The 21,853-nt window shown below is 71.6% G+C and carries 23 protein-coding genes; 6 read left to right on the forward strand and 17 right to left on the reverse strand.

Annotated elements, in window-relative coordinates; genetic code table 11:
- Positions 1 to 215 precede the first annotated feature (215 nt).
- The 3 genes from glnII to K4B79_RS04585 all read right to left on the reverse strand — a co-directional run bounded on the left by glnII (position 216) and on the right by K4B79_RS04585 (position 2,814).
- Entirely contained in the window at positions 216 to 1,244 is a 1,029-nt protein-coding gene (glnII, locus tag K4B79_RS04575; RefSeq protein ID WP_232024937.1) for a glutamine synthetase, read from the reverse strand.
- Positions 1,245 to 1,627: 383 nt separating this feature from the next.
- Positions 1,628 to 2,299, reverse strand: coding sequence for a septal ring lytic transglycosylase RlpA family protein (locus K4B79_RS04580; protein WP_232024938.1), 672 nt, complete (start codon positions 2,297 to 2,299; stop codon positions 1,628 to 1,630).
- A gap of 152 nt (positions 2,300 to 2,451) precedes the next feature.
- A complete protein-coding gene (locus K4B79_RS04585) occupies positions 2,452 to 2,814 on the reverse strand; it encodes an arsenate reductase family protein (RefSeq protein ID WP_232024939.1) in 363 nt (120 codons plus the stop codon).
- A 164-nt stretch (positions 2,815 to 2,978) separates the two neighbouring features.
- On the opposite strand from K4B79_RS04585, the gene K4B79_RS04590 reads away from it, so the two are divergent.
- A complete protein-coding gene (locus K4B79_RS04590; protein ID WP_232024940.1) occupies positions 2,979 to 3,287 on the forward strand; it encodes a hypothetical protein in 309 nt (102 codons plus the stop codon).
- A 46-nt stretch (positions 3,288 to 3,333) separates the two neighbouring features.
- On the opposite strand, the gene K4B79_RS04595 is transcribed toward K4B79_RS04590, so the two are convergent.
- Positions 3,334 to 4,518, reverse strand: a complete 1,185-nt coding sequence (locus K4B79_RS04595) for a winged helix DNA-binding domain-containing protein (protein WP_232024941.1) — start codon at positions 4,516 to 4,518, stop codon at positions 3,334 to 3,336.
- Between the two features lie 261 nt (positions 4,519 to 4,779).
- Here K4B79_RS04595 and K4B79_RS04600 point away from each other — a divergent pair, with 261 nt between their 5' ends.
- Both K4B79_RS04600 and K4B79_RS04605 read left to right on the forward strand, forming a co-directional pair.
- Positions 4,780 to 6,165, forward strand: coding sequence for a DUF2252 domain-containing protein (locus tag K4B79_RS04600; RefSeq protein WP_232024942.1), 1,386 nt, complete (start codon positions 4,780 to 4,782; stop codon positions 6,163 to 6,165).
- A gap of 232 nt (positions 6,166 to 6,397) precedes the next feature.
- Positions 6,398 to 6,685 carry a hypothetical protein gene (locus tag K4B79_RS04605; RefSeq protein WP_232024943.1) on the forward strand — a complete coding sequence of 96 codons (288 nt, stop codon included), beginning with the start codon at positions 6,398 to 6,400 and terminating at the stop codon, positions 6,683 to 6,685.
- 50 nt (positions 6,686 to 6,735) lie between these two features.
- Here K4B79_RS04605 and pspAB read toward each other — a convergent pair whose 3' ends face one another.
- The 5 genes from pspAB to glnA all read right to left on the reverse strand — a co-directional run bounded on the left by pspAB (position 6,736) and on the right by glnA (position 11,557).
- A complete protein-coding gene (gene pspAB, locus K4B79_RS04610; protein WP_232024944.1) occupies positions 6,736 to 7,320 on the reverse strand; it encodes a PspA-associated protein PspAB in 585 nt (194 codons plus the stop codon).
- Positions 7,321 to 7,322: 2 nt separating this feature from the next.
- Positions 7,323 to 8,243, reverse strand: coding sequence for a zinc metalloprotease HtpX (gene htpX / locus K4B79_RS04615; RefSeq protein ID WP_232024945.1), 921 nt, complete (start codon positions 8,241 to 8,243; stop codon positions 7,323 to 7,325).
- A 99-nt stretch (positions 8,244 to 8,342) separates the two neighbouring features.
- Positions 8,343 to 9,713, reverse strand: coding sequence for a hypothetical protein (locus K4B79_RS04620; RefSeq protein ID WP_232024946.1), 1,371 nt, complete (start codon positions 9,711 to 9,713; stop codon positions 8,343 to 8,345).
- A gap of 66 nt (positions 9,714 to 9,779) precedes the next feature.
- The gene (locus tag K4B79_RS04625) at positions 9,780 to 10,037 is read right to left on the reverse strand and encodes an SCO2583/SCO2584 N-terminal domain-containing protein (RefSeq protein WP_232024947.1); all 258 of its coding nucleotides are present in this window, start codon (positions 10,035 to 10,037) and stop codon (positions 9,780 to 9,782) included.
- Between the two features lie 110 nt (positions 10,038 to 10,147).
- Positions 10,148 to 11,557 carry a type I glutamate--ammonia ligase gene (gene glnA / locus K4B79_RS04630; protein ID WP_232024948.1) on the reverse strand — a complete coding sequence of 470 codons (1,410 nt, stop codon included), beginning with the start codon at positions 11,555 to 11,557 and terminating at the stop codon, positions 10,148 to 10,150.
- A 200-nt stretch (positions 11,558 to 11,757) separates the two neighbouring features.
- On the opposite strand from glnA, the gene K4B79_RS04635 reads away from it, so the two are divergent.
- Complete coding sequence (locus tag K4B79_RS04635) at positions 11,758 to 12,225, forward strand: RDD family protein (RefSeq protein ID WP_232024949.1); 468 nt, start codon at positions 11,758 to 11,760, stop codon at positions 12,223 to 12,225.
- Between the two features lie 93 nt (positions 12,226 to 12,318).
- Here K4B79_RS04635 and K4B79_RS04640 read toward each other — a convergent pair whose 3' ends face one another.
- The 4 genes from K4B79_RS04640 to lipB form a co-directional block, all read right to left on the reverse strand.
- Positions 12,319 to 13,020, reverse strand: a complete 702-nt coding sequence (locus K4B79_RS04640; protein WP_232024950.1) for a DUF4191 domain-containing protein — start codon at positions 13,018 to 13,020, stop codon at positions 12,319 to 12,321.
- 68 nt (positions 13,021 to 13,088) lie between these two features.
- Positions 13,089 to 13,289, reverse strand: a complete 201-nt coding sequence (locus tag K4B79_RS04645; RefSeq protein ID WP_232024951.1) for an SCO2195 family GlnR-regulated protein — start codon at positions 13,287 to 13,289, stop codon at positions 13,089 to 13,091.
- A gap of 257 nt (positions 13,290 to 13,546) precedes the next feature.
- Positions 13,547 to 14,512, reverse strand: coding sequence for a lipoyl synthase (gene lipA / locus K4B79_RS04650; protein WP_232024952.1), 966 nt, complete (start codon positions 14,510 to 14,512; stop codon positions 13,547 to 13,549).
- A 105-nt stretch (positions 14,513 to 14,617) separates the two neighbouring features.
- Positions 14,618 to 15,415: a lipoyl(octanoyl) transferase LipB gene (gene lipB / locus K4B79_RS04655; RefSeq protein WP_232024953.1), complete on the reverse strand. Its 798-nt coding sequence runs from the start codon at positions 15,413 to 15,415 to the stop codon at positions 14,618 to 14,620.
- 254 nt (positions 15,416 to 15,669) lie between these two features.
- On the opposite strand from lipB, the gene K4B79_RS04660 reads away from it, so the two are divergent.
- On the forward strand, positions 15,670 to 17,106 hold the full coding sequence (locus tag K4B79_RS04660) for a regulator (RefSeq protein ID WP_232024954.1): 1,437 nt from the start codon (positions 15,670 to 15,672) through the stop codon (positions 17,104 to 17,106).
- 80 nt (positions 17,107 to 17,186) lie between these two features.
- Here the strand turns inward: K4B79_RS04660 and K4B79_RS04665 are convergent, their stop codons facing one another.
- Together K4B79_RS04665 and K4B79_RS04670 are read right to left on the reverse strand one after the other, a co-directional pair.
- Positions 17,187 to 18,614, reverse strand: a complete 1,428-nt coding sequence (locus K4B79_RS04665; protein ID WP_232024955.1) for an NAD(P)/FAD-dependent oxidoreductase — start codon at positions 18,612 to 18,614, stop codon at positions 17,187 to 17,189.
- 157 nt (positions 18,615 to 18,771) lie between these two features.
- On the reverse strand, positions 18,772 to 19,668 hold the full coding sequence (locus K4B79_RS04670) for a TIGR01777 family oxidoreductase (RefSeq protein ID WP_232024956.1): 897 nt from the start codon (positions 19,666 to 19,668) through the stop codon (positions 18,772 to 18,774).
- A 60-nt stretch (positions 19,669 to 19,728) separates the two neighbouring features.
- On the opposite strand from K4B79_RS04670, the gene K4B79_RS04675 reads away from it, so the two are divergent.
- Positions 19,729 to 20,226, forward strand: a complete 498-nt coding sequence (locus K4B79_RS04675; protein WP_374208419.1) for a GNAT family N-acetyltransferase — start codon at positions 19,729 to 19,731, stop codon at positions 20,224 to 20,226.
- Here K4B79_RS04675 and K4B79_RS04680 read toward each other — a convergent pair.
- Positions 20,207 to 20,422 carry a hypothetical protein gene (locus K4B79_RS04680; RefSeq protein ID WP_232024958.1) on the reverse strand — a complete coding sequence of 72 codons (216 nt, stop codon included), beginning with the start codon at positions 20,420 to 20,422 and terminating at the stop codon, positions 20,207 to 20,209. The two genes, K4B79_RS04675 and K4B79_RS04680, sit on opposite strands and share 20 nt — an antisense overlap.
- 90 nt (positions 20,423 to 20,512) lie before the next feature.
- Positions 20,513 to 21,697, reverse strand: a complete 1,185-nt coding sequence (locus K4B79_RS04685; protein ID WP_232024959.1) for a MarP family serine protease — start codon at positions 21,695 to 21,697, stop codon at positions 20,513 to 20,515.
- Positions 21,698 to 21,853 lie beyond the last annotated feature (156 nt).

A 21,853-nucleotide genomic window follows, 5' to 3' on the forward strand; every position in this document is an offset into this window, starting at 1 on the left:
CTGACGGGAAGGCCAGAAGGGCTCCAGGTCATGGCGACCCGTAGCGAGGTACTTCCGGAAGCTGGCCATGGGCCCATTGAAGCAGATCCCCGCCGCCTTCCGGGAGCCCGCTCTCACTGCTTGGACGCTTCTTGGCTTGGACGCTTCTTGGCACGACAACGCGAAGAGGCGCCCACCGTGGCCGGTGGACGCCCCCTCGGACAGCTACGGGCGGATCAGACCTGGCCGGCCTTCTCCAGCGCGGAGCAGCAGGTGTCGACGAGCAGACGCGTCACGACGTACGGGTCGACGTTGGCGTTCGGACGGCGGTCCTCGATGTAGCCCTTGCCGTCCTTCTCGACCTGCCACGGGATACGGACCGAGGCGCCGCGGTTGGAGACACCGTAGGAGTACTCGTTCCACGGGGCGGTCTCGTGCAGACCGGTCAGACGGTCGTCGATGCCGGCGCCGTAGTTCTTGACGTGGTCGAGCGGCTTGGAGCCCTCGCCCAGCGACTCGGCGGCGGTGATGATCGCGTCGTAGGTCTCGCGCATCGCCTTGGTGGAGAAGTTGGTGTGCGCGCCGGCGCCGTTCCAGTCGCCCTTGACCGGCTTCGGGTCCAGGGTGGCGGCGACGCCGAAGTCCTCGGCGGTGCGGTAGAGCAGCCAGCGGGCCACCCACAGGTGGTCGGAGACCTCCAGCGGGGAGACCGGGCCGACCTGGAACTCCCACTGGCCGGGCATGACCTCGGCGTTGATGCCGGAGATCGCCAGACCCGCCTTGAGGCAGTTCTCCAGGTGCGCCTCGACGACGTCACGGCCGAAGATCTCGTCGGCGCCGACACCGCAGTAGTAGCCGCCCTGCGGGGCCGGGAAGCCGCCCTTGGGGAAGCCGAGCGGGTAGCCGTCCTTGAAGAAGGTGTACTCCTGCTCGATGCCGAAGATCGGCTCCTGGGAGGCGAACTTCTCGGCGACCTCGACGAGCGCGGCACGGGTGTTGGTCTCGTGCGGCGTCATGTCGATGTTGTAGACCTCGCACAGGACGAGGATGTCGTCGCCGCCGCGGATCGGGTCCGGGCAGGAGAAGACCGGCTTGAGCACACAGTCCGAGGCGTGGCCCTCGGCCTGGTTCGTGGAGGACCCGTCGAAGCCCCAGATCGGCAGCTCGGCACCCTTGGCGTCGTCCCCGAAAATCTTCGTCTTGGAACGCAGCTTGGCCGTCGGCTGGGTGCCGTCGATCCAGATGTACTCAGCCTTGAAGCTCACGGGCCACATCCTTAGGGGGTGGGTCTGGGCGCACTTGCGGGTGCTGCGGCGCTGCGGCACTGGGGCGCCGCTCTGGTTGCCCGCGAGCCTGTCAACAGGCGATTTCCCGATCATTGCTCTCATGTGAACCCCGTGTTACCTGGTCGTGTTGTGGCGCGACTCACGGTGTGAGCACGGGCCGGAGGGGACATCACGCACGCGCGGACCAGGTGAAGACGTGGCGACGCCACGCACGTGCGGACCGATGGAGGCACCATGCACGCGCGGACCGATGGCGGCACCACGTGCCGGTCCTGCCGTTCGTGGCCGCGAACAGCAGGACCGGTGACACGTACGGGCGGCGGAGCGGGCCGCCGCCTCAACGGATTCCTACGTCGACGGCCTCACCCCACCTTCTCGATCAGGGCCCGGCGGATCAGGAACTTGCCGGGCTCACGGACCTGTTCGAAGGCCGCGTCGTTCAGCAGGACACAGCTGCCGGAGACCGAGGTGACCTGCACCGTCGTGGACTTGTCGTTGTCCAGGTTGGTGACCTTCAGCCTCGTGCCGGCCGGGAACCGGTCGCTGGACGCGGCCGGGGCGCCGGCCTCACCGGACAGGGTGACGGTCGAGCCGTTGCACACCTGCTCGCCGGTGACGGCGTTGCCGGCACCCGGGGTGGTGCCTCCCGTGGGGGGAGTCTGAGGGGCGGACGCGGCCTGGGAGGGCGGCGCGGCGGGGGAGTCCTGAGCCGACTCCCCGACCGCAGCCGACTCCCCGACCACACACCCGGAGGCCTCCTGCTGCACCTTGATCTGCGCGACGACCGCCTCGCGGTTGGCGATCCGGGCCGCCGACTGCGCGTCCGGAGTGGCCTGTTGGTCCGCGATGAACCGCTGGTTGTTGCCGAGCGCGGTGGCGAGCCCCTGACAGACGCTCGACTCCGCGGCCGTCTTCGGGCTCTGCGCGGCGTTCGACGTGGTCGCCATGACGAAGGCGCCGCCGCCGGCCACCGTCGCGGCACTCGCCAGCAGGGCGAGCTTCTTCTTGGTGCCGAGTCTTCTCCTACGTGACATGCGCGGCTCCTGAGGGAAGGGGGGGAGCGTACGCCGCTACGTACGAGATACCGAACGGGGTTACTCAGCGTTTACAGGAGTCAGCCGACGTAACCTGCGTCACATCCGGGGCCCTTTACGCGAGTTGCCCGGGTCACCCGTAGTTACCCGGGTCACCCGCGTGACAGCGCGTCCCGTACGGCCTCGTCCGTGCGGGCCACCACCGCCGTGCCGTCGTCCGCCGTGATGATGGGGCGCTGGATCAGCTTGGGATGCTCGGCGAGGGCCTTGATCCAGCGGTCGCGCGAAGAGTCGTCCCGGGTCCACTCCTTGAGCCCGAGCTCCTTGGCGGCCGCCTCCTGGGTGCGGGTGATGTCCCAGGGTTCGAGGCCGAGGCGGGTGAGGACGGCCCGGATCTCGTCCTCGGTCGGCACGTCCTCCAGATAGCGGCGGACGGTGTAGTCGGCGCCCTCGGCGTCGAGGAGGGTGAGCGCGCTGCGGCACTTCGAGCAGGCCGGATTGATCCAGATCTCCATGCCGCCACGGTACGCGAAAACCCGTTCTCCACCTGCGTCACAGGGCCCCCGAAAGCCCTTGTGGCCAGGGCCTTTTGTCAGTGCCGGGCAGTAGAATAGAAGCAGTGCTCGAGGGTGTCGCCGGGAAGTCCGAACGGCGCCCCGTCCGCGACAGGAGGATGCCTGTGCCCGCTGCCGCTCTGAAGCCGCTGCCGACCCAGTCCACCGCGAAGCACCCCGTGCTGCTCGACCTGCCCTACGCACCCGTCGAGAAGCGCGCCCTGCCGCCCGGGCGTCCGCGCGAGTGGTACGTCACCCACAACCGTCGCCTCAAGGCCATGCGCCTCGCCATCGCCCTGCTCGACTCGGGGGTCTACGTGCCCAACCAGGCACGCAACGAGACCATCCGCGACACGGCGGAGATGATCGGTGTCCACCCGCCGTCGGACACGACGTGCCACATGGTGCGGGCGCTGATGCGTTACAGCCGGTGAGGCCGGTGCCGGGCACCCCGCGAACGCGGGGTGCCCGGCCCTTCGTTCACCGCGCCAACTCCTTCTCCAACGGCGTCCGGAACCGTGGCGTCACCCGGGTCGCCCCCAGCCACCCCTGGAGCCGCTCGGCCTCCGCCGCGATCGCCGCTTCCGCGTCCCGGCCCACGCCGTCGGTGTCGAGGAGGCGCCACACGACCTCACCGTCGGGGCGCTGGGCCCACGCGCCGATCACCCGGCCGTTCCACCACACCGTCGGCCCCACATTGCCGCTCCGGTCGAACAGGGCGGGCCGCAGCTCGGGGGCCAGATACCAGTCCCGCTGCTGCCAGCCCATGGCCGTCGGGTCGAGGCCGGGCAGGAGCGCGGCCCAGGGCTCGGCGGGGCCGGCCACCGGGCCGAGGTCGCCGTCGACGACGTAGCCCGTGCCCTCGTCCAGGGTGACCGGCCGGGCGCCGATCGCCGCGAGGGCCCGGCGGACGTCGGTCACCCGCCAGCCCGTCCACCACTTCAGGTCGTCCTCCGTGGCCGGACCGCACGCGGTGAGCCAGCGGCGCAGCAGGGCCGACTGCGCCTCGGCCGGGGCGAGTTCGGGGTGGGCGGGGGCGATCGCCCAGCGGAACTGGCTGGACGTCCAGGAGCCGAGCGGCCGGCCGCGCACCACCTTGCCCTCCACCCCCAGCACCCTCAGCAGCCGGGTCGAGACGGTGTGGAGTCCCTCGTAGCTCTTCCCGGCCGCGTACACGAACTGCTCCCGCAACCGCGGTTCGTCCTCGGCGAGTTCGGCCGCCGTCGCCTGACCCCGCAGGGCCAGCGCGGCCAGCGTCGACGCCTCGACCTCCTTCAGCCAGGCCGCGTCCGGCGCCCCGGACTTCGCCATGTCCTTGAGCAGCGCGGCCCGTTCCCGCGCGGCGACCGCGAGACCGGTCGAGGCGTGCACGACGGCGGTGAGGTCCGTCGGGAACACGAAGACCGTGTGCCGCATGCCGTGCATCCGGACCAGCGCACGGTCCTCGTACAGCGCCCGCCCCGTCTCCGCCACGGTCTTCGCCGGGTCCGCGAGCCGGGCCCCGACGGCGAGGTACACCGTCGCGGGGTCCGTGCCGTGCAGGGCGACCAGGGAGCCGGCCACCTCCTCGGGACTCCCCGCCCGCGCCGCCCCCGCCAACCGGTGCCGCGAGGCGAGCCGCGCCCGCCGCTCCGCCACGCCGATGTACCGCTCCGCGTCACCCACGCCGCCTCCGTCGCCGCCCGTCCCGTAGTGCTCCGTGAGGGCATCCTCCCCGATGCCACTGACAGTCGTAGGGCAGCGATACGGCAGCGATAGGTCAGCGACATGACAGGGGTACGGCAGCGAACGGCGACAAGCGCTCAAGGCCCCCCTCACCCGATTGCCGTACCCGGTATGCGCCCGCCCCGCGCCGGGCCTTCACTGCGATCAGGAGGGTGACGGACCGAGGCTCCCGGGAGGCCAGATGCGACAGAGGCAGAGCCGATGACCGCCCCCGCCACCTCCGCCGACCCCGCCCACCTCACCCATCGCGCCGACCCCGCCCACCGCGCCGAGCGAGGCAGGGCCGCCCGCAAGCGGGTCACCCGGTCCGCGCACGCCCTCTGGATCCCGTCCGTCGACCGCCCCGACCCCGTAGGCGTACTGGAACGACAGGGCCGCGACCGGCTGCCGGAACTCCTCCCCGTGCGGTACGGCCGGATGGCGGCCTCGCCCTTCGCCTTCCTGCGCGGCGCGGCGGCCGTGATGGCCGCCGACCTCGCCGCCCAGCCGCACACCGGCCTCACCGTGCAGCTGTGCGGCGACGCCCATCTGCTCAACTTCGGCCTGTACGCCTCCCCGGAGCGGTCCCTCCTCTTCGACCTCAACGACTTCGACGAGACCTTCCCGGGCCCTTTCGAGTGGGACGTCAAACGCCTCGCCGCCAGCATCGCCGTAGCCGCCCGCGAGAACGGCCACAGCGACGCCAAGGCCCACCGGGCGGCCCTGGAGGCGACCGCCGCCTACCGGACCACTGTGCGCCGCCTCGCCGGGCGGGGCGAACTCGACGTCTGGTACGAGCGCCTGGACGCCGACAGCCTGCTGCCCCTGATCCGCTCCGGCCGCCACCGCCGGCGGGCCGCCTCCAGCCTCACCCGGGCCCGCCGCCGCACCAGCATCCAGGCCCTCGGCACCCTCACCGAGATCGTCGACGGACGGCGGCGCATCCGCTACGACCCACCCCTGCTCGACCCCGTCGGATCCCCCGACATGGCCGCCCTGCGCAAGATCTTCAGCGACTACCGCTCCACCCTCACCGAGGAACGCCGCCTGCTCCTGGACCGCTACCGCTTCGTGGACGCGGCCCGCAAGGTCGTCGGCGTCGGCAGCGTCGGCATGCGCTGCTTCATCGTGCTCCTCGCCGGCCGCGACGCGGACGACCCGCTGTTCCTCCAGATCAAGGAGGCGCGCACGTCCGTACTCGAAGAACACCTGCCGCACGGCCCCTACGTCCACCCCGGCCACCGTGTCGTCGCCGGACAGCGCCTGCTCCAGGCCGCCGGTGACATCTTCCTCGGCTGGATGAGCGGGCCCCAGGGCCGTGCCTTCTACTGGCGCCAACTGCGCGACATGAAGGGCTCCGCGGAGGTCGCCGCCATGCCCCCCTCCGCCCTCACCGCCTACGCCCGCCTGTGCGGCACCGCCCTGGCCCGCGCCCACGCCCGCTCCGGCGACCGCATCGCCATCGCCGCCTACCTCGGCAGCGCCGACACCTTCGAACGCGCCCTCGCCGACTACGCCCTCGACTACGCCGACCAGACCACCCACGACCACGCAACCCTGACCGCGGCCGTCGCAGCGGGCGTGATCACGGCGGCACCGGGGGAGTGACGGCGCCGGGGGGCCATGAGCGAGCCGAGGGAAAAGCAGATGCACGCAAAGTGACCGTCTCCGTACTCTGGAGACGCGTTACGGAGCCGTCCCCCACCGCTTTGCGCAGGGCGGGCATCACCTTGCGGACTCGGGGCTACTCTCTCTACGCACCGACGGACGGGCGCCTTCCCCCAGCGTTCCGTCACCACATCACGCATCGCTCGGACACCCACGCTCACGGAGGCCCGTGATGGGCACCATCGTCATATCCGGGACCGTTGTCCTGGTCGTCCTGGGATTCCAGAACCCCGTCTGGTGGCTCGCCGCCGTCGCCGTGCTCTTCCTGTACCTGCAGTACGGACACGGCTCCACCTCCACCCCGTCGGGGGGAGGCCCTTCCGGAGGAGGCTCGGGGGTCGTGCCGGGCAGCTACCGGGCGTACCGCGACCGCCGGGACAAGCAGGCCAAGTGGGAGCGCCGCTACCGCCGCGAGCGCCCCTTCGAGTCCCGTAGGCAGGCACGCGAGAAGGGCAAGTGAGACAGGCAAGCCAAGCACGTGCGGCAGTGGGGCGCCTCGGGATCCGCCGGTCAGAGGCCGGGGGCGCCCCACACCGGGAACCAGCGGTTCAGGTCCTGCTCGACCCGCAGGTCGTCGGCGAGGGCGGCCTTCACGCGTAGTTCCAGGGCGTTGTCGCGCCGCTGTGCCGCGCCGGGCAGTGGCGCGAAGGGGTAGAAGGTGCCCCGCTTGTAGAGGTAGACCAGCGCCAGGGAACGGCCCTCGGGATCCTGGAACCCGGCGAGCGAGCACAGCAGTTGCGGTCCGAAGCCGTTGACCTCCATGGAACTGTTGACCGCGTGCAGGTCGTTCACCAGGAGGGGCAGCTGGTCGGGGCCGCGCTGCGAGACCAGCCAGGAGTAGCCGTACTCGTCACGGCTCAGCTCCACCGGTGGGCCTTCGCGCTCGGTGTCCGCGTCCAGCAGGGCCTGCACCTCGCGGTGGGTCTGCTCGAAGGCGGCGCCCTCCACCGTGGCGAAGCACACCGCGCCCCGCCCGGTCGGCGTGAAGGAGGCCGCCGCCTCCAGGGTCACCGCGGCCGACGGCAGGGCGAAGAGCCGGTCGAGATCGGGTACGACCGGCTTCGTACGCCCCAGCAGGATGTCCAGCAGCCCCATCCTCAGCCGGACCTCCCCGGGCTCGCCGCCTCACCCAGCTCGGTGGAGATCCGCCCCAGCTGTTCCAACCGCTGTTCCAGGGACGGGTGGGTCGAGAAGAGCCGCTCGATGCCGGGTTCCCTGCCGGTCGCCGGGGTGAAGTAGAAGGCGTTGAAGGCCTGGGCGGTACGCAGGTCCTTGGTCGGGATCCGGGCGATGTCCCCGGAGACCTTGGTGAGCGCGGAGGCCAGGGCCGAGGGCCGTCCGGTGAGGTGCGCCGCGGCCCGGTCCGCGGCGAGCTCCCGGTACCGGGACAGCGCCCGGATCAGCAGGAAGCTGATCGCGTACACGGCCGCCGACACCCCCATCACCGCGGCGAACACGACGGCGGTGTTCTGGTCCCGGCGCCCACCGCCGAACAGCTGGCTGTAGAAGGCGAACCGCACGATCAGCCCCGCGATCACCCCGAGGAACGACGCGATCGTGATCACGGCGACGTCCTTGTGCGCCACATGCGACAACTCGTGCGCGAGCACACCCTCCAGCTCGGCCGGCTCCAGGCGGCGCAGCAGCCCCGTGGTCACGCACACCACGGCGTTGTCGGGATTCCGCCCGGTGGCGAAGGCGTTGGGCATGTCCATGGTGGACACGGCGACCACGGGCTTGGGCATGTCCGCCAGCGCACACAACCGGTCCACCACGGCATGCAGCTCGGGATACTCCTCCCGCTCCACCACCCGCCCCCGCATCGCGAACATCGCGATCCGGTCGGAGAACCAGTACTGCGCCCCGAGCACCCCCGCCACCACCACGACGACGAGCACCCACGATTTCAGCAGAACGACCAGCGCCCCCACGAAGACCACATACAGCAGCCCCAGCAGAAACATGGTGACCGTCATCCGCACGGCCAACCGCCGATCACCCTCGAAGCGACTCCGCATCACGCCTCACCCCACAAGCCAGGCACTCGCCCCACTGCCCAGTGTGCACCCGGCCCCACCCATGAACCGGTCGCGCCCAGCCCTAGGACCAGCAAAGGTTCAGGCCGTCAGGCCCGCCTCCCACTTGCGCCGGGCCAGCACGTACGCGCTGAACAGATGCCGTCCCCGATCGAGCAGCTCGCCCACCTCCGCCGTGCCGGGTGGCACGTCCGCCGTCGGACGCCACCGCTGCACGGACTGCCGCGCCCAGTGCCGCACCTTCTCGTCCGGATCGTCGAGCAACGCCACGGCCGCACGCAGTCGCACGAGCCCGTCGTGCGCGGTCAGCAGCCGGAACGCGGAGACCCGTACATGCCGGGGCCGCCCCGGGTCGAGCCCTCGCGTCAGCCGCTCGACGTCCAGCGCCCGCGCGGACGGCGCCAGCGCCTGCGTCACCTCGCGCACCACCCCGGGAGCCGGGTCGTCGAGGAGCGCGGCCAGACGCGGTACGTCCGTCACGTCCAGGGCCCGCAGTCCGGCCACCGCTCGCGCCCGCACCGCCGCGACGGGGTGCGCGGTCAGCGGCCACAGCAGCTCGGCGTCCGCCCGCTCTCCGCACTCCGCCAGTCCGATCACGGCCGCGGGCGGCACCGCCGGATCACCGGCCTCCGCACACCGTTCCCGGTACCAGGCCGACGGATCACCCCCCGCCTGCCGTACGACATACCGCGCACAGGCCCGCACCAGCGCCGACCGGTCGGCCAGAAACCGCTCCGCCCGCTCCGGCCGCCCGGCCCGCCGCAGCGCGGTGACACCCACGGAACGGGCCCGCGGGTCGCGGGCGACGAGCAACGGCTCGAGTACGTCCTCGTACGCGTCCGGCGCCACGGCCGCGAGCGCGGCCTCCGCGCACAGGTTCCGCACGACGATGTCCTCGTCACGGGCGGCGGTGCGAGCCAACTCGACGGGGGAGAGGCGCCGTTCCTCGACGGCGATGCGGTACGCGAAGCGGCGCACCGCGCGGTCGGTGTGAGCGAACAGCGGCAGCAGCCGCTCTCGGGGCGCCCGCCGCAGTACGTCACCGATCAGGTCCACGGCGAACGCGCCCCGGTGCCGGCGCCCGATGCGCAGGGCCAGCGGCGCGAGCGCGACGGCCGTCCCCTCGTCGATGTCCTGCGCCAGCCGCGCCCGGGCCCGGTCCCGCACCGGCCCGACCCAGTCCGCACACCGCACGACCACCAACGGCAGGACGACCGGATGCCGGTCGGCCTCTGTCAGCGCCCTCTCCCGGATCCGCCCATCCCGGTGGCACAGCGCGAGGACGAGCAGAGGCGCGCCGAGCGGCTCGGACCCGCGCAGAGCGGCGGTCAGCGCCCGACCGCCCCGGGCCTGCTCCCACCTCGGCGTGACGTCCGGCGGGTAGTACCACCCGTCCGCCCGCACCCCTTGATCCAGCGCGAGCCAGGCCTCGGGATCCTCGACATCGAGCACATCCCCAACCGCCGCGCCGTGCGCCAGCCTCCCCGCGGCCGCCCCACCGCTCCCGACGTCCACGGCCTAGTACGGCCCCCGGAAGTTCGCGTACCCCAGCAGCAGGATGATGGCCGCCACGGTGCCGAGGACGACGGCCGTGGATATCCAGGACGAACGCCGCGGCGCCCGTCCCTCCGGCTCCGCCCGGAACGGCTGGGGCTGCGGCGGGTTCTCCTTCCAGCGGGCGGCGAGCATCCGGGCCCGTGCCGAGGGCTCCTTGTGCTCGGCACTGTCGGCCCACTTGATGTCGAACTCCCGCTCGCTGTCGTCCTGTTCGGACATCGTCGCAACCCCCGTCACTCTTCTCGAACAGTCGTGCCAGAAACCATACGACGGCGCCCTCGCCCCTGGACAACAGGGACGAGGGCGCCGCCGGACGGACTACGCGTCGATCACACGTCGAAGTACAGCTCGAACTCGTGCGGGTGCGGACGCAGCTGGAGCGGCGCGATCTCGTTCGTGCGCTTGTAGTCGATCCACGTCTCGATCAGGTCCGGCGTGAAGACGTCGCCCGCGAGCAGGAACTCGTGGTCGGCCTCCAGGCGGTCGAGGACGGCCGGGAGGGAGGTCGGGACCTGCGGGACGCCCGCGTGCTCCTCGGGGGCGAGCTCGTAGAGGTCCTTGTCGATCGGCTCGGCCGGCTCGATCTTGTTCTTGATGCCGTCCAGGCCCGCGAGGAGCAGCGCCGAGAAGGCGAGGTACGGGTTGCCGGAGGAGTCGGGCGCGCGGAACTCGACGCGCTTGGCCTTCGGGTTGGAGCCCGTGATCGGGATACGCATGGCCGCGGAGCGGTTGCGCTGCGAGTAGACCAGGTTCACCGGGGCCTCGAAGCCCGGGACCAGACGGTGGTAGGAGTTCACCGTGGGGTTCGTGAAGGCCAGCAGCGACGGGGCGTGCTTGAGGATGCCGCCGATGTAGTAGCGGGCGGTGTCCGACAGGCCCGCGTAACCGGCCTCGTCGTAGAAGAGCGGGGAGCCGCCCGACCACAGCGACTGGTGGACGTGCATGCCCGAGCCGTTGTCACCGAAGATCGGCTTCGGCATGAAGGTCGCGGTCTTGCCGTTGCGCCAGGCCACGTTCTTCACGATGTACTTGAAGAGCTGGAGGTCGTCGGCCGCGGCGAGCAGCGTGTTGAACTTGTAGTTGATCTCGGCCTGGCCGGCGGTGCCCACCTCGTGGTGCTGGCGCTCGACCTGGAGGCCGGACTTGGCCAGCTCGAGGGAGATCTCGGCACGCAGGTCGGCGAAGTGGTCGACCGGCGGGACCGGGAAGTAACCGCCCTTGTAGCGGACCTTGTAGCCGCGGTTGTCCTCCAGCGCACCGGTGTTCCAGGCGCCCGCCTCGGAGTCGATGTGGTAGAAGGACTCGTTCGACGACGTGGCGAAACGGACCGAGTCGAAGACGTAGAACTCCGCCTCGGGGCCGAAGTACGCGGTGTCGGCGATGCCCGTCGACGCGAGGTACGCCTCGGCCTTCTTCGCCACGTTGCGCGGGTCACGGGAGTACTGCTCGCCCGTGATCGGGTCGTGGATGAAGAAGTTGATGTTCAGCGTCTTGTCGCGGCGGAAGGAATCGACCCGGGCGGTCGACAGGTCCGCGCGCAGCGCCATGTCGGACTCGTGGATGGCCTGGAAGCCGCGGATCGACGAGCCGTCGAAGGCGAGCTCCTCGTCCGGGTCGAACGCCTCGACGGGCAGCGTGAAGTGCTGCATGACGCCCGGCAGGTCGCAGAATCGGACGTCGACGAACTTGACGTCCTCGTCCGCGATGAACTTCTTGGCCTCGTCGGCGTTCTGGAACATCCAGCTCCTCCTACTCCCGGCCGTTCCCGTGCCGGGGTGGTAGTTCGTTCGTGCGGCCAGTGCGGTGGCACACGCTGTCGTCGACCCTAGGGACGGGTGATTTCTCGGGCGTGACCCATTTGTTTCGCACAAGTTAACCGGACATCGTTCGCCCTACCCCACCTGTCCGTATCCCGAAACGGTCGCAGTACGGTGGACGCGTGGACAAGAGGGAAGCAATCGGATCGTGGCTCTCGGGCCCCCGCGCCGCCGCCGAGAACGCGGGTGTGGACTTCGGATACCGGGGCGAGCAGCTCGGTCTGCCGGAGGAGGGGCCGGGCTCGATCGCCCGCCCGGGGCGCCGCCTGGGCGCGCTCGTCGTGGACTGGGGCCTGTGCCTCTTGATCGCATACGGCCTGATCGCGGACAGCTACAACGAGGCGGCGCAGATCTGGGCACCGCTCGTCCTCTTCGTCCTGATCGTCCTCACGGTGGGCACGCTCGGCTTCACCCCGGGCAAGCGCCTCTTCGGCCTGCGGGTCATCGCCCTCGACACCGGCCGGGTCAACCCCCTGCGCGCCCTCATCCGCACGGTGCTGCTGTTCCTCGCCGTCCCCGCCCTCATCTGGGACCGCGACGGCAGGGGCCTGCACGACCGCCTGGCCCGCACCGTGGAAGTGCGCATCTGAGACCTTCTACGACGCTACGACGATGGGGGCGCCCGGAGTGATCCGGGCGCCCCCATCGTCGTAGAAGAAGGAAGGGTGGTCGTAGAGGGAAGGTCAGCGAGCCTTCGGGCCGCCCTTCGGGAGTTTCATGCCCTTGGGCATCGGGCCCTTGGGCAGGGGCATGTTGCTCATGAGGTCGCCCATGGCACGCAGCCGGTCGTTGGTCGCGGTGACCTGGGGGCCGGAGAGCACGCGCGGAAGCTTCAGCATCGCGGTGCGCAGCTTCTTCAGCTCCACCTGGCCCTCGCCCGTGCCCACGATCAGATCGTGCACCGGGACGTCCGCGACGATGCGGTTCATCTTCTTCTTCTCGGCGGCCAGCAGGCTCTTGACCCGGTTGGGGTTGCCCTCGGCGACCAGGACGATGCCGGCCTTGCCGACGGCCCGGTGCACCACGTCCTGGCTGCGGTTCATCGCCACCGCGGGGGTCGTCGACCAGCCGCGGCCGACGTTGTCCAGTACGGCCGCCGCCGCTCCCGGCTGGCCCTCCATCTGCCCGAAGGCGGCCCGCTCGGCCCGGCGCCCGAACACGATCGCCGACGCGAGGAAGGCGAGCAGGAGGCCCAGGATGCCGAGATATACGGGGTGACCGATCAAGAAACCGATCGCGAGGAAGACACCGAAGGTGACGATTCCGACAGCCGCGAGTACAAGACCGATCTTCTTGTCGGCCCTGCGAGTCATCTTGTAGGTCAGAGCGATCTGCTTGAGTCGCCCGGGGTTCGCAGCGTCCGCTGCCGTGTCCTTCCTCGCCATGCCCCGAAGTCTACGTGCCCCTGGAAGCGCCGACGACGGCAGTGCCGTGGGGAAGGCGGACGGGCACGTCAGGGACGGACGGCGAAGGTCTGGTCCAGGACCCGCTGGGCCTCGACGCGGTCCTTGGCGCGACGGCGGTCCTCCAGGACGGACGTCCAGGCGTTGCGGCGGGCGGTGCGCTGGCCACTGCTCAGGAGCAGCGACTCGACGGCACGGAGTGCATCGGTGAACGACGGGATCGCGGTGGCGCGTACGGGCGCGGCCTGCATGATGGAGGTCCCCCCTCAGGAACAGTGGCTTTGGTGAACGGTGCACGGGCTGTACAACCAGGGTCACTGATTGGTGTTACCAGGGCGTGACCGACCGGTCAAACGCCAATGAAGCCTGGATAAGCAGCCAAAAAACCTTGACGCGGCCCCGATGGGCCCCCTATCTGCGGGGACGCTCGGGACCGCGTCAATCGGCCACTACCGAGGGGTAGTTGCTTGTGCGCGGATTCACACGCGCACGGTGGCACTCCGTGCCATCAGACCGCCTGCGAGGCGACGTACGCGCCCCGCTTCTCGACGGCCATCTGGTACAGCCGGCCGGCCCGGTACGAGGAGCGGACCAGCGGGCCGGACATGACGCCGGAGAAGCCGATCTGCTCGGCCTCCTCCTTCAGCTCCACGAACTCGTGCGGCTTGACCCAGCGCTCCACGGGGTGGTGGCGCACCGAGGGCCGCAGGTACTGCGTGATGGTGACGAGCTCGCAGCCGGCGTCGTGCAGCTGCCTGAGCGCCTCGCTGACCTCCTCACGGGTCTCGCCCATGCCGAGGATGAGGTTCGACTTGGTGACCAGGCCGTAGTCGCGGGCCTCGGTGATGACCTTCAGTGAGCGCTCGTAGCGGAAGCCGGGGCGGATGCGCTTGAAGATCCGCGGGACGGTCTCGACGTTGTGCGCGAAGACCTCGGGACGGGAGGCGAAGACCTCCGCCAGGAGCTCCGGTACGGCGTTGAAGTCCGGGGCGAGCAGCTCGACCTTGGTGCGGCCGGCCTCGCGGGAGGCCGTCTGCTCGTGGATCTGGCGCACGGTCTCGGCGTACAGCCAGGCGCCGCCGTCGGCGAGGTCGTCGCGGGCCACACCGGTGATGGTGGCGTAGTTGAGGTCCATGGTGACCACGGACTCACCCACGCGGCGCGGCTCGTCGCGGTCGAGGGCCTCGGGCTTGCCGGTGTCGATCTGGCAGAAGTCGCAGCGCCGGGTGCACTGGTCGCCGCCGATGAGGAAGGTCGCCTCGCGGTCCTCCCAGCACTCGTAGATGTTCGGGCAGCCCGCTTCCTGGCACACCGTGTGCAGACCCTCGCTCTTCACGAGCTTCTGCATGGCCGTGTACTCGGGACCCATTTTCGCCCGGGTCTTGATCCACTCGGGCTTGCGCTCGATGGGGGTCTGGGCGTTCCTGACCTCCAGGCGCAGCATCTTGCGTCCGTCCGGTGAGACTGCGGACACGTCGGCTCCCTGTGCTTCGATTCGTCGGCGTACACCAGGGTACGCCCGTGCTTACTGAGCCCTGCCGTCAGGCCAACCCCATGACTTCCGGGCTGATTCCCGCCGTCAGGCGGTCGCCCTCTCGATCTCGCGCGGCTTCAGCTCCGCGTTCTCCAGTACGTCCCTCAGGTGCCGCTCGACGACCGGCAGCACCTCGGCGATGGTGACGTCCCGGCCGAGCTCGTCCGCCAGGGAGGCGACGCCGGCGTCCCGGATCCCGCACGGGATGATCCTGTCGAACCACTTGTTGTCCGGGTTCACGTTCAGCGAGAAGCCGTGCATGGTGACGCCCTTGGCCACCCGGATCCCGATCGCGGCGATCTTGCGGTCCTCGCGGCGCTGGCCGGCGTTGGACGGGGCGTACTCCGGGCCGTTCAGGCGCGCGTCGAACTCCTCGTCGGTCAGGCGGGGGTCGAAGTCCAGGGACAGCCCGCCGAGCGCCGGGCGCTCCTCCACCGGGTCGCCGAGGAGCCATACGCCGCTGCGCCCCTCGACCCGGGTGGTCTCCAGGCCGAACTCCGCGCAGGTGCGGATCAGGGCCTCCTCCAGGCGCCGTACGTGGGCGACGACGTCCACCGGGCGCGGGAGCTTCTGGATCGGGTAGCCGACCAGCTGGCCGGGACCGTGCCAGGTGATCTTGCCGCCGCGGTCCACGTCGATCACCGGGGTGCCGTCGAGCGGTCGCTCACTGTCCGCCGTGCGCCGGCCCGCCGTATAGACAGGGGGGTGCTCCAGCAGCAGCACGGTGTCGGGGATCTCGTCGGCGAACCGCGCCGCGTGCACCCGGCGCTGCTCGTCCCACGCCTCCCGGTACTCGACGGCGTCCGGACCGAACCCCATGCGAACGAACCGCAACCCACTCACGGCAAGCGCCTCCCTAGAAGGTCGTAAGGCACGAAAGGTGCCTACGCCACTGTACGACCGACCGCCACGCGTCAGCCGTGCGGCCAATCCTCACACGATCGGATGAACGAACGTGGAAGTGTGCGATCGCCTGCTCACTCTCCGCTACATTCGCGCCGTTCACAGAGGCCATAAGGGCTGCTCACAGGCAATCCGGGCACCGCGCGGCCGATGAGGCCGGGCGATGGCCCGAAAGGCAGGAGACCGCACCGCAGATGACGGAACGACCCGCGCAGCGCACCCCCAACCGCCAGCTCGCCGCGCTCATCGCAGAAGCGGGGTTCTCCAACGCGGGTCTCGCCCGTCGCGTGGACCAGCTCGGTCTCGAACACGGCCTGGACCTGAGATACGACAAGACATCCGTGACCCGGTGGCTGCGCGGGCAGCAGCCCCGCGGCACCACCCCCGCCCTGATCGCCGAGGTCTTCACCCGGCGGCTGGGGCGCCGCCTGACCGCCCAGGACCTGGGCCTCGACGCCTGTGCCCCGGTCTACGCGGGGCTCGAATTCGCCGCCACCCCCGAGGAGGCCGTCGACATCATCGGCGGGCTGTGGCGCAAGGACTCCGGCAGCCACGCCGAACTGCGCAAGATCGCCTTCACCCCGGCGGGGCTCGTCGTGCCCAGCCGCGACTGGCTGATCGGCCGCCCCGACGACAAGGTGGCCCGCGGCGAACCGCCCCTCCGCGTCCCCGCCCAGGGCCGCCCCGCCGTGCCCCGTCAGCGCGGCACCGCCGAACGCGGGCCCGGCCAGAAGGTCACCGGCGGCGACATCGCCGCGCTCCGCTCGGTCGGCGACCTGTTCCGCACCCTCGACGACATGTACGGCGGCGGGCACGCCCGGCAGGCCCTGGTGCGCTATCTGGAGCACGAGTGCGAGCCGATGCTGCGCGGCACCTACGGCGAGCAGACCGGCCGCCGCCTGTTCGCCGCCGCCGCGGACCTGACCCGGCTCGCGGGCTGGACGTCGTACGACATCGCCGCGCACGGTCTGGCGCAGCGGTACTTCGTCCAGGCGCTGCGGCTCGCGCAGGCGGCCGGGGACCGGGCGTACGGCTCGTACACGCTGGTGACGATGAGCAGGCAGGCCGTCTACCTCGGGCACGGGCGGGAGGCCGTCCAGCTCGCCCGGGTGGCCCAGCAGGGGGTCGGCACCAACGCGCCGCCCGTCGTGCAGGCCCTGCTCCACGCCTCCGAGGCGCGCGGGCACGGGGTGCTGGGGGAGGTGCGGGCCTGCACGGCGTCCCTCGTACGGGCCGAACGCGCCCTGGAGACGGCACGGCCCGGGGACGAGGTGCCGCACTGGGCGCGTTTCTTCGACGAGGCGCAGCTCGCGGACGAGTTCGGGCACGCGCACCGCGATCTCCAGCAGTTCCGGGCGGCGGCGCAGCATGCGGAGCGGTCGCTGCAGTTGCGGGCTCCCGCGTATGCGCGGAGCCGGTTGTTCTGTCGTGTTGTTCTTGCTTCTGCTCGGCTGGGGCTGGGGGAGCTTGATCAGGCGTGTGCGTTGGCCGCGGAGGCGGCTGGGGCGGCGGCGGAGATGCGGTCGGTGCGGGCGGTGGAGTATGTGCGGGAGTTCGAGCGGCGGTTGGAGCCGTACAAGGATGCTGCGCCGGTTCGGGGGTATCGGGACAAGGTGGCGGCTCTGGGGTAGCGCCGTAACTCCGGTCGGGTGTACGCCGGGTGCGGGTGAACTGTGGCTGGTCGCGCAGTTCCCCGCGCCCCTTAGGTGGGTCAAGCTGCCCTTGGGATGCTGCGAGGTGGGTCCGCCAAGTGCAGTGAGCCGGAGAGGCCCAGGTCCCTCAGGATGGCTGCCGTGGCTCGGTGGGCCGAGTGGAGGGCGCCTTGGACCGTGCTGGTGTCGCGGTGGTCGCCGCAGACGTAGAGGCCGGCCATGAGGCGGACGGGGCGGCGGAGGTCGTGCGGGGGGCGCATGGCGGGGACGGCCTCCGGGGTGTGGTGGACCGCCAGCGTCTCCCAGCGGCGCGTGGACGTGCCGTAGAGGCGGGAGAGGTGCATGCGGACGGCGGTGTCGAGGTCGGCCGTGGGATGGCCGAGCACGGTGGAGGAGACCAGGGTCCGGCCCGCGGGCGCGCGGGTCGGGTCCACCTGGCTCACCACCGCCGTGTGGGCGACCGGCCCGCCCCGGTCCGCGTCGAGCAGCAGGGACGCGCCCGTGCCCGGCACCTCGTCGGCCGTGTGGTGGACGACGGTCACGGGGTGGAAGTCCGGCACCCGCAGGCCGGGCAGCAGTTCGGCGGCGGTGCGCGCGTCGGTCGCGAGGAGCACCGCCCGGCAGCGGATCTCCCCGTGTTCGGCCGTGGTCACCGAGGTCGTGGAGACGGACGTGACCCGGACTCCGGTGTGCAGCGTGCCCGGCGGCAGGGTGCGCGCGAGCAGTTCGGGCAGCACCTCGGCGCCGCCCTCGGGCACGCACAGCCGCCCGCGCGCGAAGGCGTGCAGCGCGAGATCCGCGCACCGGCTGGACGTGGTCAGCTCCGGGTCGCACAGCAGCGCGGCGAGCAGCGGACGCAGGAAGCCGTCGATCGTCCGGGCGGGCACTCCCCGGGCCGCGAGGGCCTGTCCTGCGGGCAGTTCGGTCCGGGCCAGCAGCCGTTCGACGGGTGTGGCCGCGATCCGGGTGAGCGCGGTGCCGAGCCGGGCCTGGTCGACGGCGCCGCCGAGCGGCGCGGTCCCCCGGGGAACGGAACGCACGGTCCCGGGCACGGCCGCCGAGCGGGGCAGGCGCCCCCCGGCCGACCGGGACGCCCGGCCCTTCGCCCCGGCCGCCGACCTGGGGGCGCTCGCCAAGGCGCGCACCGCGTGGAGTGCGCCCCGTGCGCCCCCCGCGTTGACCGGAGCGCCCGCGCGGTGATGGCGCCCGTCGCTGTGCAGCAGCACGCCCGGCGCGAACGGGCGCAGCACCAGGGCGTCCAGACCGGGCGTCAGGCGCAGTTCGGGATACGCGGTGGACAGCAGCTGCCCGACGCGGTCGAGCCGGAAGCCGTCGACCTTCTCGGTCGCCATACGGCCGCCCGCACAGGGGGCGGCCTCCAGCACCGCGGTCGTCACTCCTGCGCTGTTCAGCCGATGCGCGGCGGAGAGTCCGGCGATCCCGGCTCCCACGATCACGACGTCCGCCTGGTACGCGGGCTCAAGCACGTGCCCTCCTCGACGTTGCGTGGCCGGTGGAGACGTCATGCCCCCAACAGGCCTCGGGGATACCCGAGTTCGGGTCGAGGGTAGGGCCGTGATCGGTCGCCGACAGTCGCGCATCGACAGGGCACGGTCGCACGACGGTCGCATACGGTCGCAGACGTCACGCGCCCGCCCGGATCGCCTCCTCGACCCCGGGGAACGCGAAGGTGAACCCTGACTCCAACAGCCGCCTCGGCACCACCCGTTGGCTGCCCAGCACATCCCCGGCCATCTCGCCGAGCACGGTGTTCAGCACCGGAGCGGGCACCGTGAAGAGCGTCGGGCGGCGCAGCACGCGCCCCATCGCGGCGGTGATCTCCCGGTTGGTCAGCGGCTCGGGCGCGGTCACGTTGAACGGCCCGGACAGCCCGTCGGTGTCGAGGATGTGCCGGATCGCGGCGACCTCGTCGTGCAGCGAGACGAACGACCAGTACTGCCGCCCGTCGCCCATCCGTCCCCCGAGCCCCGCCTTGAACAGCGGGAAGAGCTTTCCCCAGGCGCCACCCCCTCGGGACACGACCAGGCCCGTCCGCACGAACGCCGTCCGTACGCCCGCCGCCTCGGCCGGCGCGGTGGCGCCCTCCCACTCCACGCACAGCTCGGGCAGAAAGCCCCGGCCGGGCGGCGCGTCCTCGTCGACCCTCCGGTCGCCGGTCTCGCCGTAGAACCCGATCGCGCTGCCGTTGACGAAGACGCGCGGCGGTGTGTCGAGCGCGGCGACGGCCTCGGCGAGGGCCGTCGTGCCCTGGATCCGGCTGGACCGGATGCGGGCCTTGTACGCCTCGGTCCAGCGGCGGTCGCCTACCCCGGCGCCCGCGAGGTTGACCACCGCGTCGCAGCCCGCGAGCCCGGCCGCGTCCACCCGCCGCTCCTCGGGATCCCACCGGACCTCGTCCGGGGACCGGGGCGCGTGCCGCACCAGGCGCACGACCTCGTGGCCGTCCGCGGTCAGGGACCGCACCAGCGCCGAGCCGATGAGACCGGACGCGCCCGACACCGCGATTTTTGAAAGTTGCATGATCTCATCCTGCCTGCTGGGTACATAAAGATCCGGTCTGCTCCGGTACCCGGCCGTAGGGTGGCGCGCATGCCAGTCCCGCACATACGTCACGCCACCCTCACCGACGAGGAGCCGCTGGGCCATCTCGACCGGGTCACCTGGTCCGAGCTCCACTCCGTCGCACCGCGCCCCCGGCCGCCCTACGAACCCTTCTACACCGAGCGGTTCGGCCCGCGGGACCATCTCGTCGCCGAACTGGACGGGACCGTCGTCGGCTATCTCCGCCTGGGCCACCCCACCCCGCTCGCCAGCAACGCCCACGTCCGCCAGATCCTGGGCCTCGTCGTCGCCGAGGAGGCCCGCGGCGGCGGGGTCGGCAGGGCCCTGCTGCGGGCCGCGCAGGACGAGGCACGACGGCAGGGGGCCCGCCGGATCACCCTGCGCGTGCTGGGGCACAACACCCCCGCCCGGCGGCTCTACGAGACCGAGGGCTTCGTGGTGGAGGGGATCCTGCCGGAGGAGTTCCTGCTCGACGGCCGCTATGTGGACGACGTGTTCATGGGGCGCAGTCTCTGACCTGGTCGGCGGTCTCGCTCGTACGACGTCTGCGCACGACCAGACAGAGCGGCACCGCCGCCACCGCGGCCGCCGTCGCGAACCCGGCGAGCACCCAGCCCGGACTGACGGACTGCCGGGCCGGGGCGGCGGCGGTGAGGGCGAGCAGGGCGGCCAGACCGAGGGCGGCCCGGAGCACGGGAAGCGCGTGTGACATGGGCCCAGAGGTACGCCCGGGCCCACGACCGCGCGCCGCATTGCCCCGTACGAGGGCGCGGCCGGCGGCGCGGACCGGGCGGGGTCCCGGCTACGACGAGATGAGTTCGCCCGTGTCCACCGCAGCCGTCGCGTTCGCCGCGCGCTCCGCGTCGCCCGCGACCTCGTCGGCCGTCAGGACGTAGCCCGTCTCGTCGTCCGAGGTGGAGCGGGCGAAGACCACGCCGAAGACCCTGCCGTCGGTGGTCAGCAGCGGGCCGCCGGAGTTGCCGGGGCGGACGGTGGAGCGGATCGAGTAGATCTCGCGGGTGACGATCGCGTCGTTGTAGATGTTCTGCCCGTTCGCCCGCACCCGGTTCGCGACGGTCGCCGCCTGCAGGTTCAGGTCGCCGTCCTGCGGATAACCGGCGACGACCGCGGAGTTCCCGCGCGAGGCGCTGTCGTCGAACTTCAGCACGGGCGCCTCCAGGTCCGGCACGTACAGCACGGCCACGTCCTTGTCCGGATCGAACAGCACCACCCGTGCCGCGTACGACCGCCCGACCCCGCCGACCCGCACGCCCGGCTCGTCGATGCCGGCCACCACGTGCGCGTTGGTCATCACATGCTGCGGGGCGTACACGAAACCGCTGCCCTCGCGGCCCTGGTTGCCCGAGACGCCCTCGATCTTCACCGTGCTGAGCTTGGCGGCGTTGGTGGCGGCGGCCGTCACGCTGTCGCCGGTGGGCCGGGCGACCTCGGCCGTCGACTCGTTCTCGAAGGGGTTGAAGACCTGCGGGAAGCCCGCCTCGGTGAGCGCGGAGGTGGCCCGCGAGAACCAGGAGGGAGTGGTGTCCGGCATCGTGTCCTGCACGGCGCCGAGCAGCGCCGAGTCCCGGATCGCCGTGGTGACCAGCGGGGAGGAGGAGGCGCCCAGCACGCTCGCGGCCACCCAGGCCACGATCAGCACGGCCACCGAGTTCGCCACGGCCCCGCCGACACCGTCGGCCGCCCTGAGGGGGCCCCGGTCCAGCTCGCGGCGCAGCCTGAGCGCCAGCCGGCCGGCCAGTTCGTGCCCCATCGCGGCCGGGACCAGCACGGTCAGGACCGCGGTCACCGTCGCCGTGGTCGTCCCCGGTGACACCAGGTCCATCATCCAGGGCAGCACCCACACACCGACGACCGCGCCGCCCACGAAACCCGCGAGCGAGACGCAGCCGGCCACCAGTCCGCGCCGGTAGCCGGACGCCGCGTAGGCGAGGATCACCAGCAACAGCAGGATGTCGAGCAGGTCCACGGAGCCGCCTTTCTGTCGGACCCCTCAGGGGGCGTCTCCTAGTACGCGTGGGACAGGCCCAGTGATCAGTCACGCGCGCGCGTGGCCACCGGAACCGGCCACGCGTGCGTGCACCTGGAGAAACGACGCGGACCCGGACGATGGTTCCTCCGGGTG

Source organism: Streptomyces lincolnensis, assembly GCF_021173675.1.
Classification (GTDB): Bacteria; Actinomycetota; Actinomycetes; order Streptomycetales; family Streptomycetaceae; genus Streptomyces; species Streptomyces lincolnensis_B.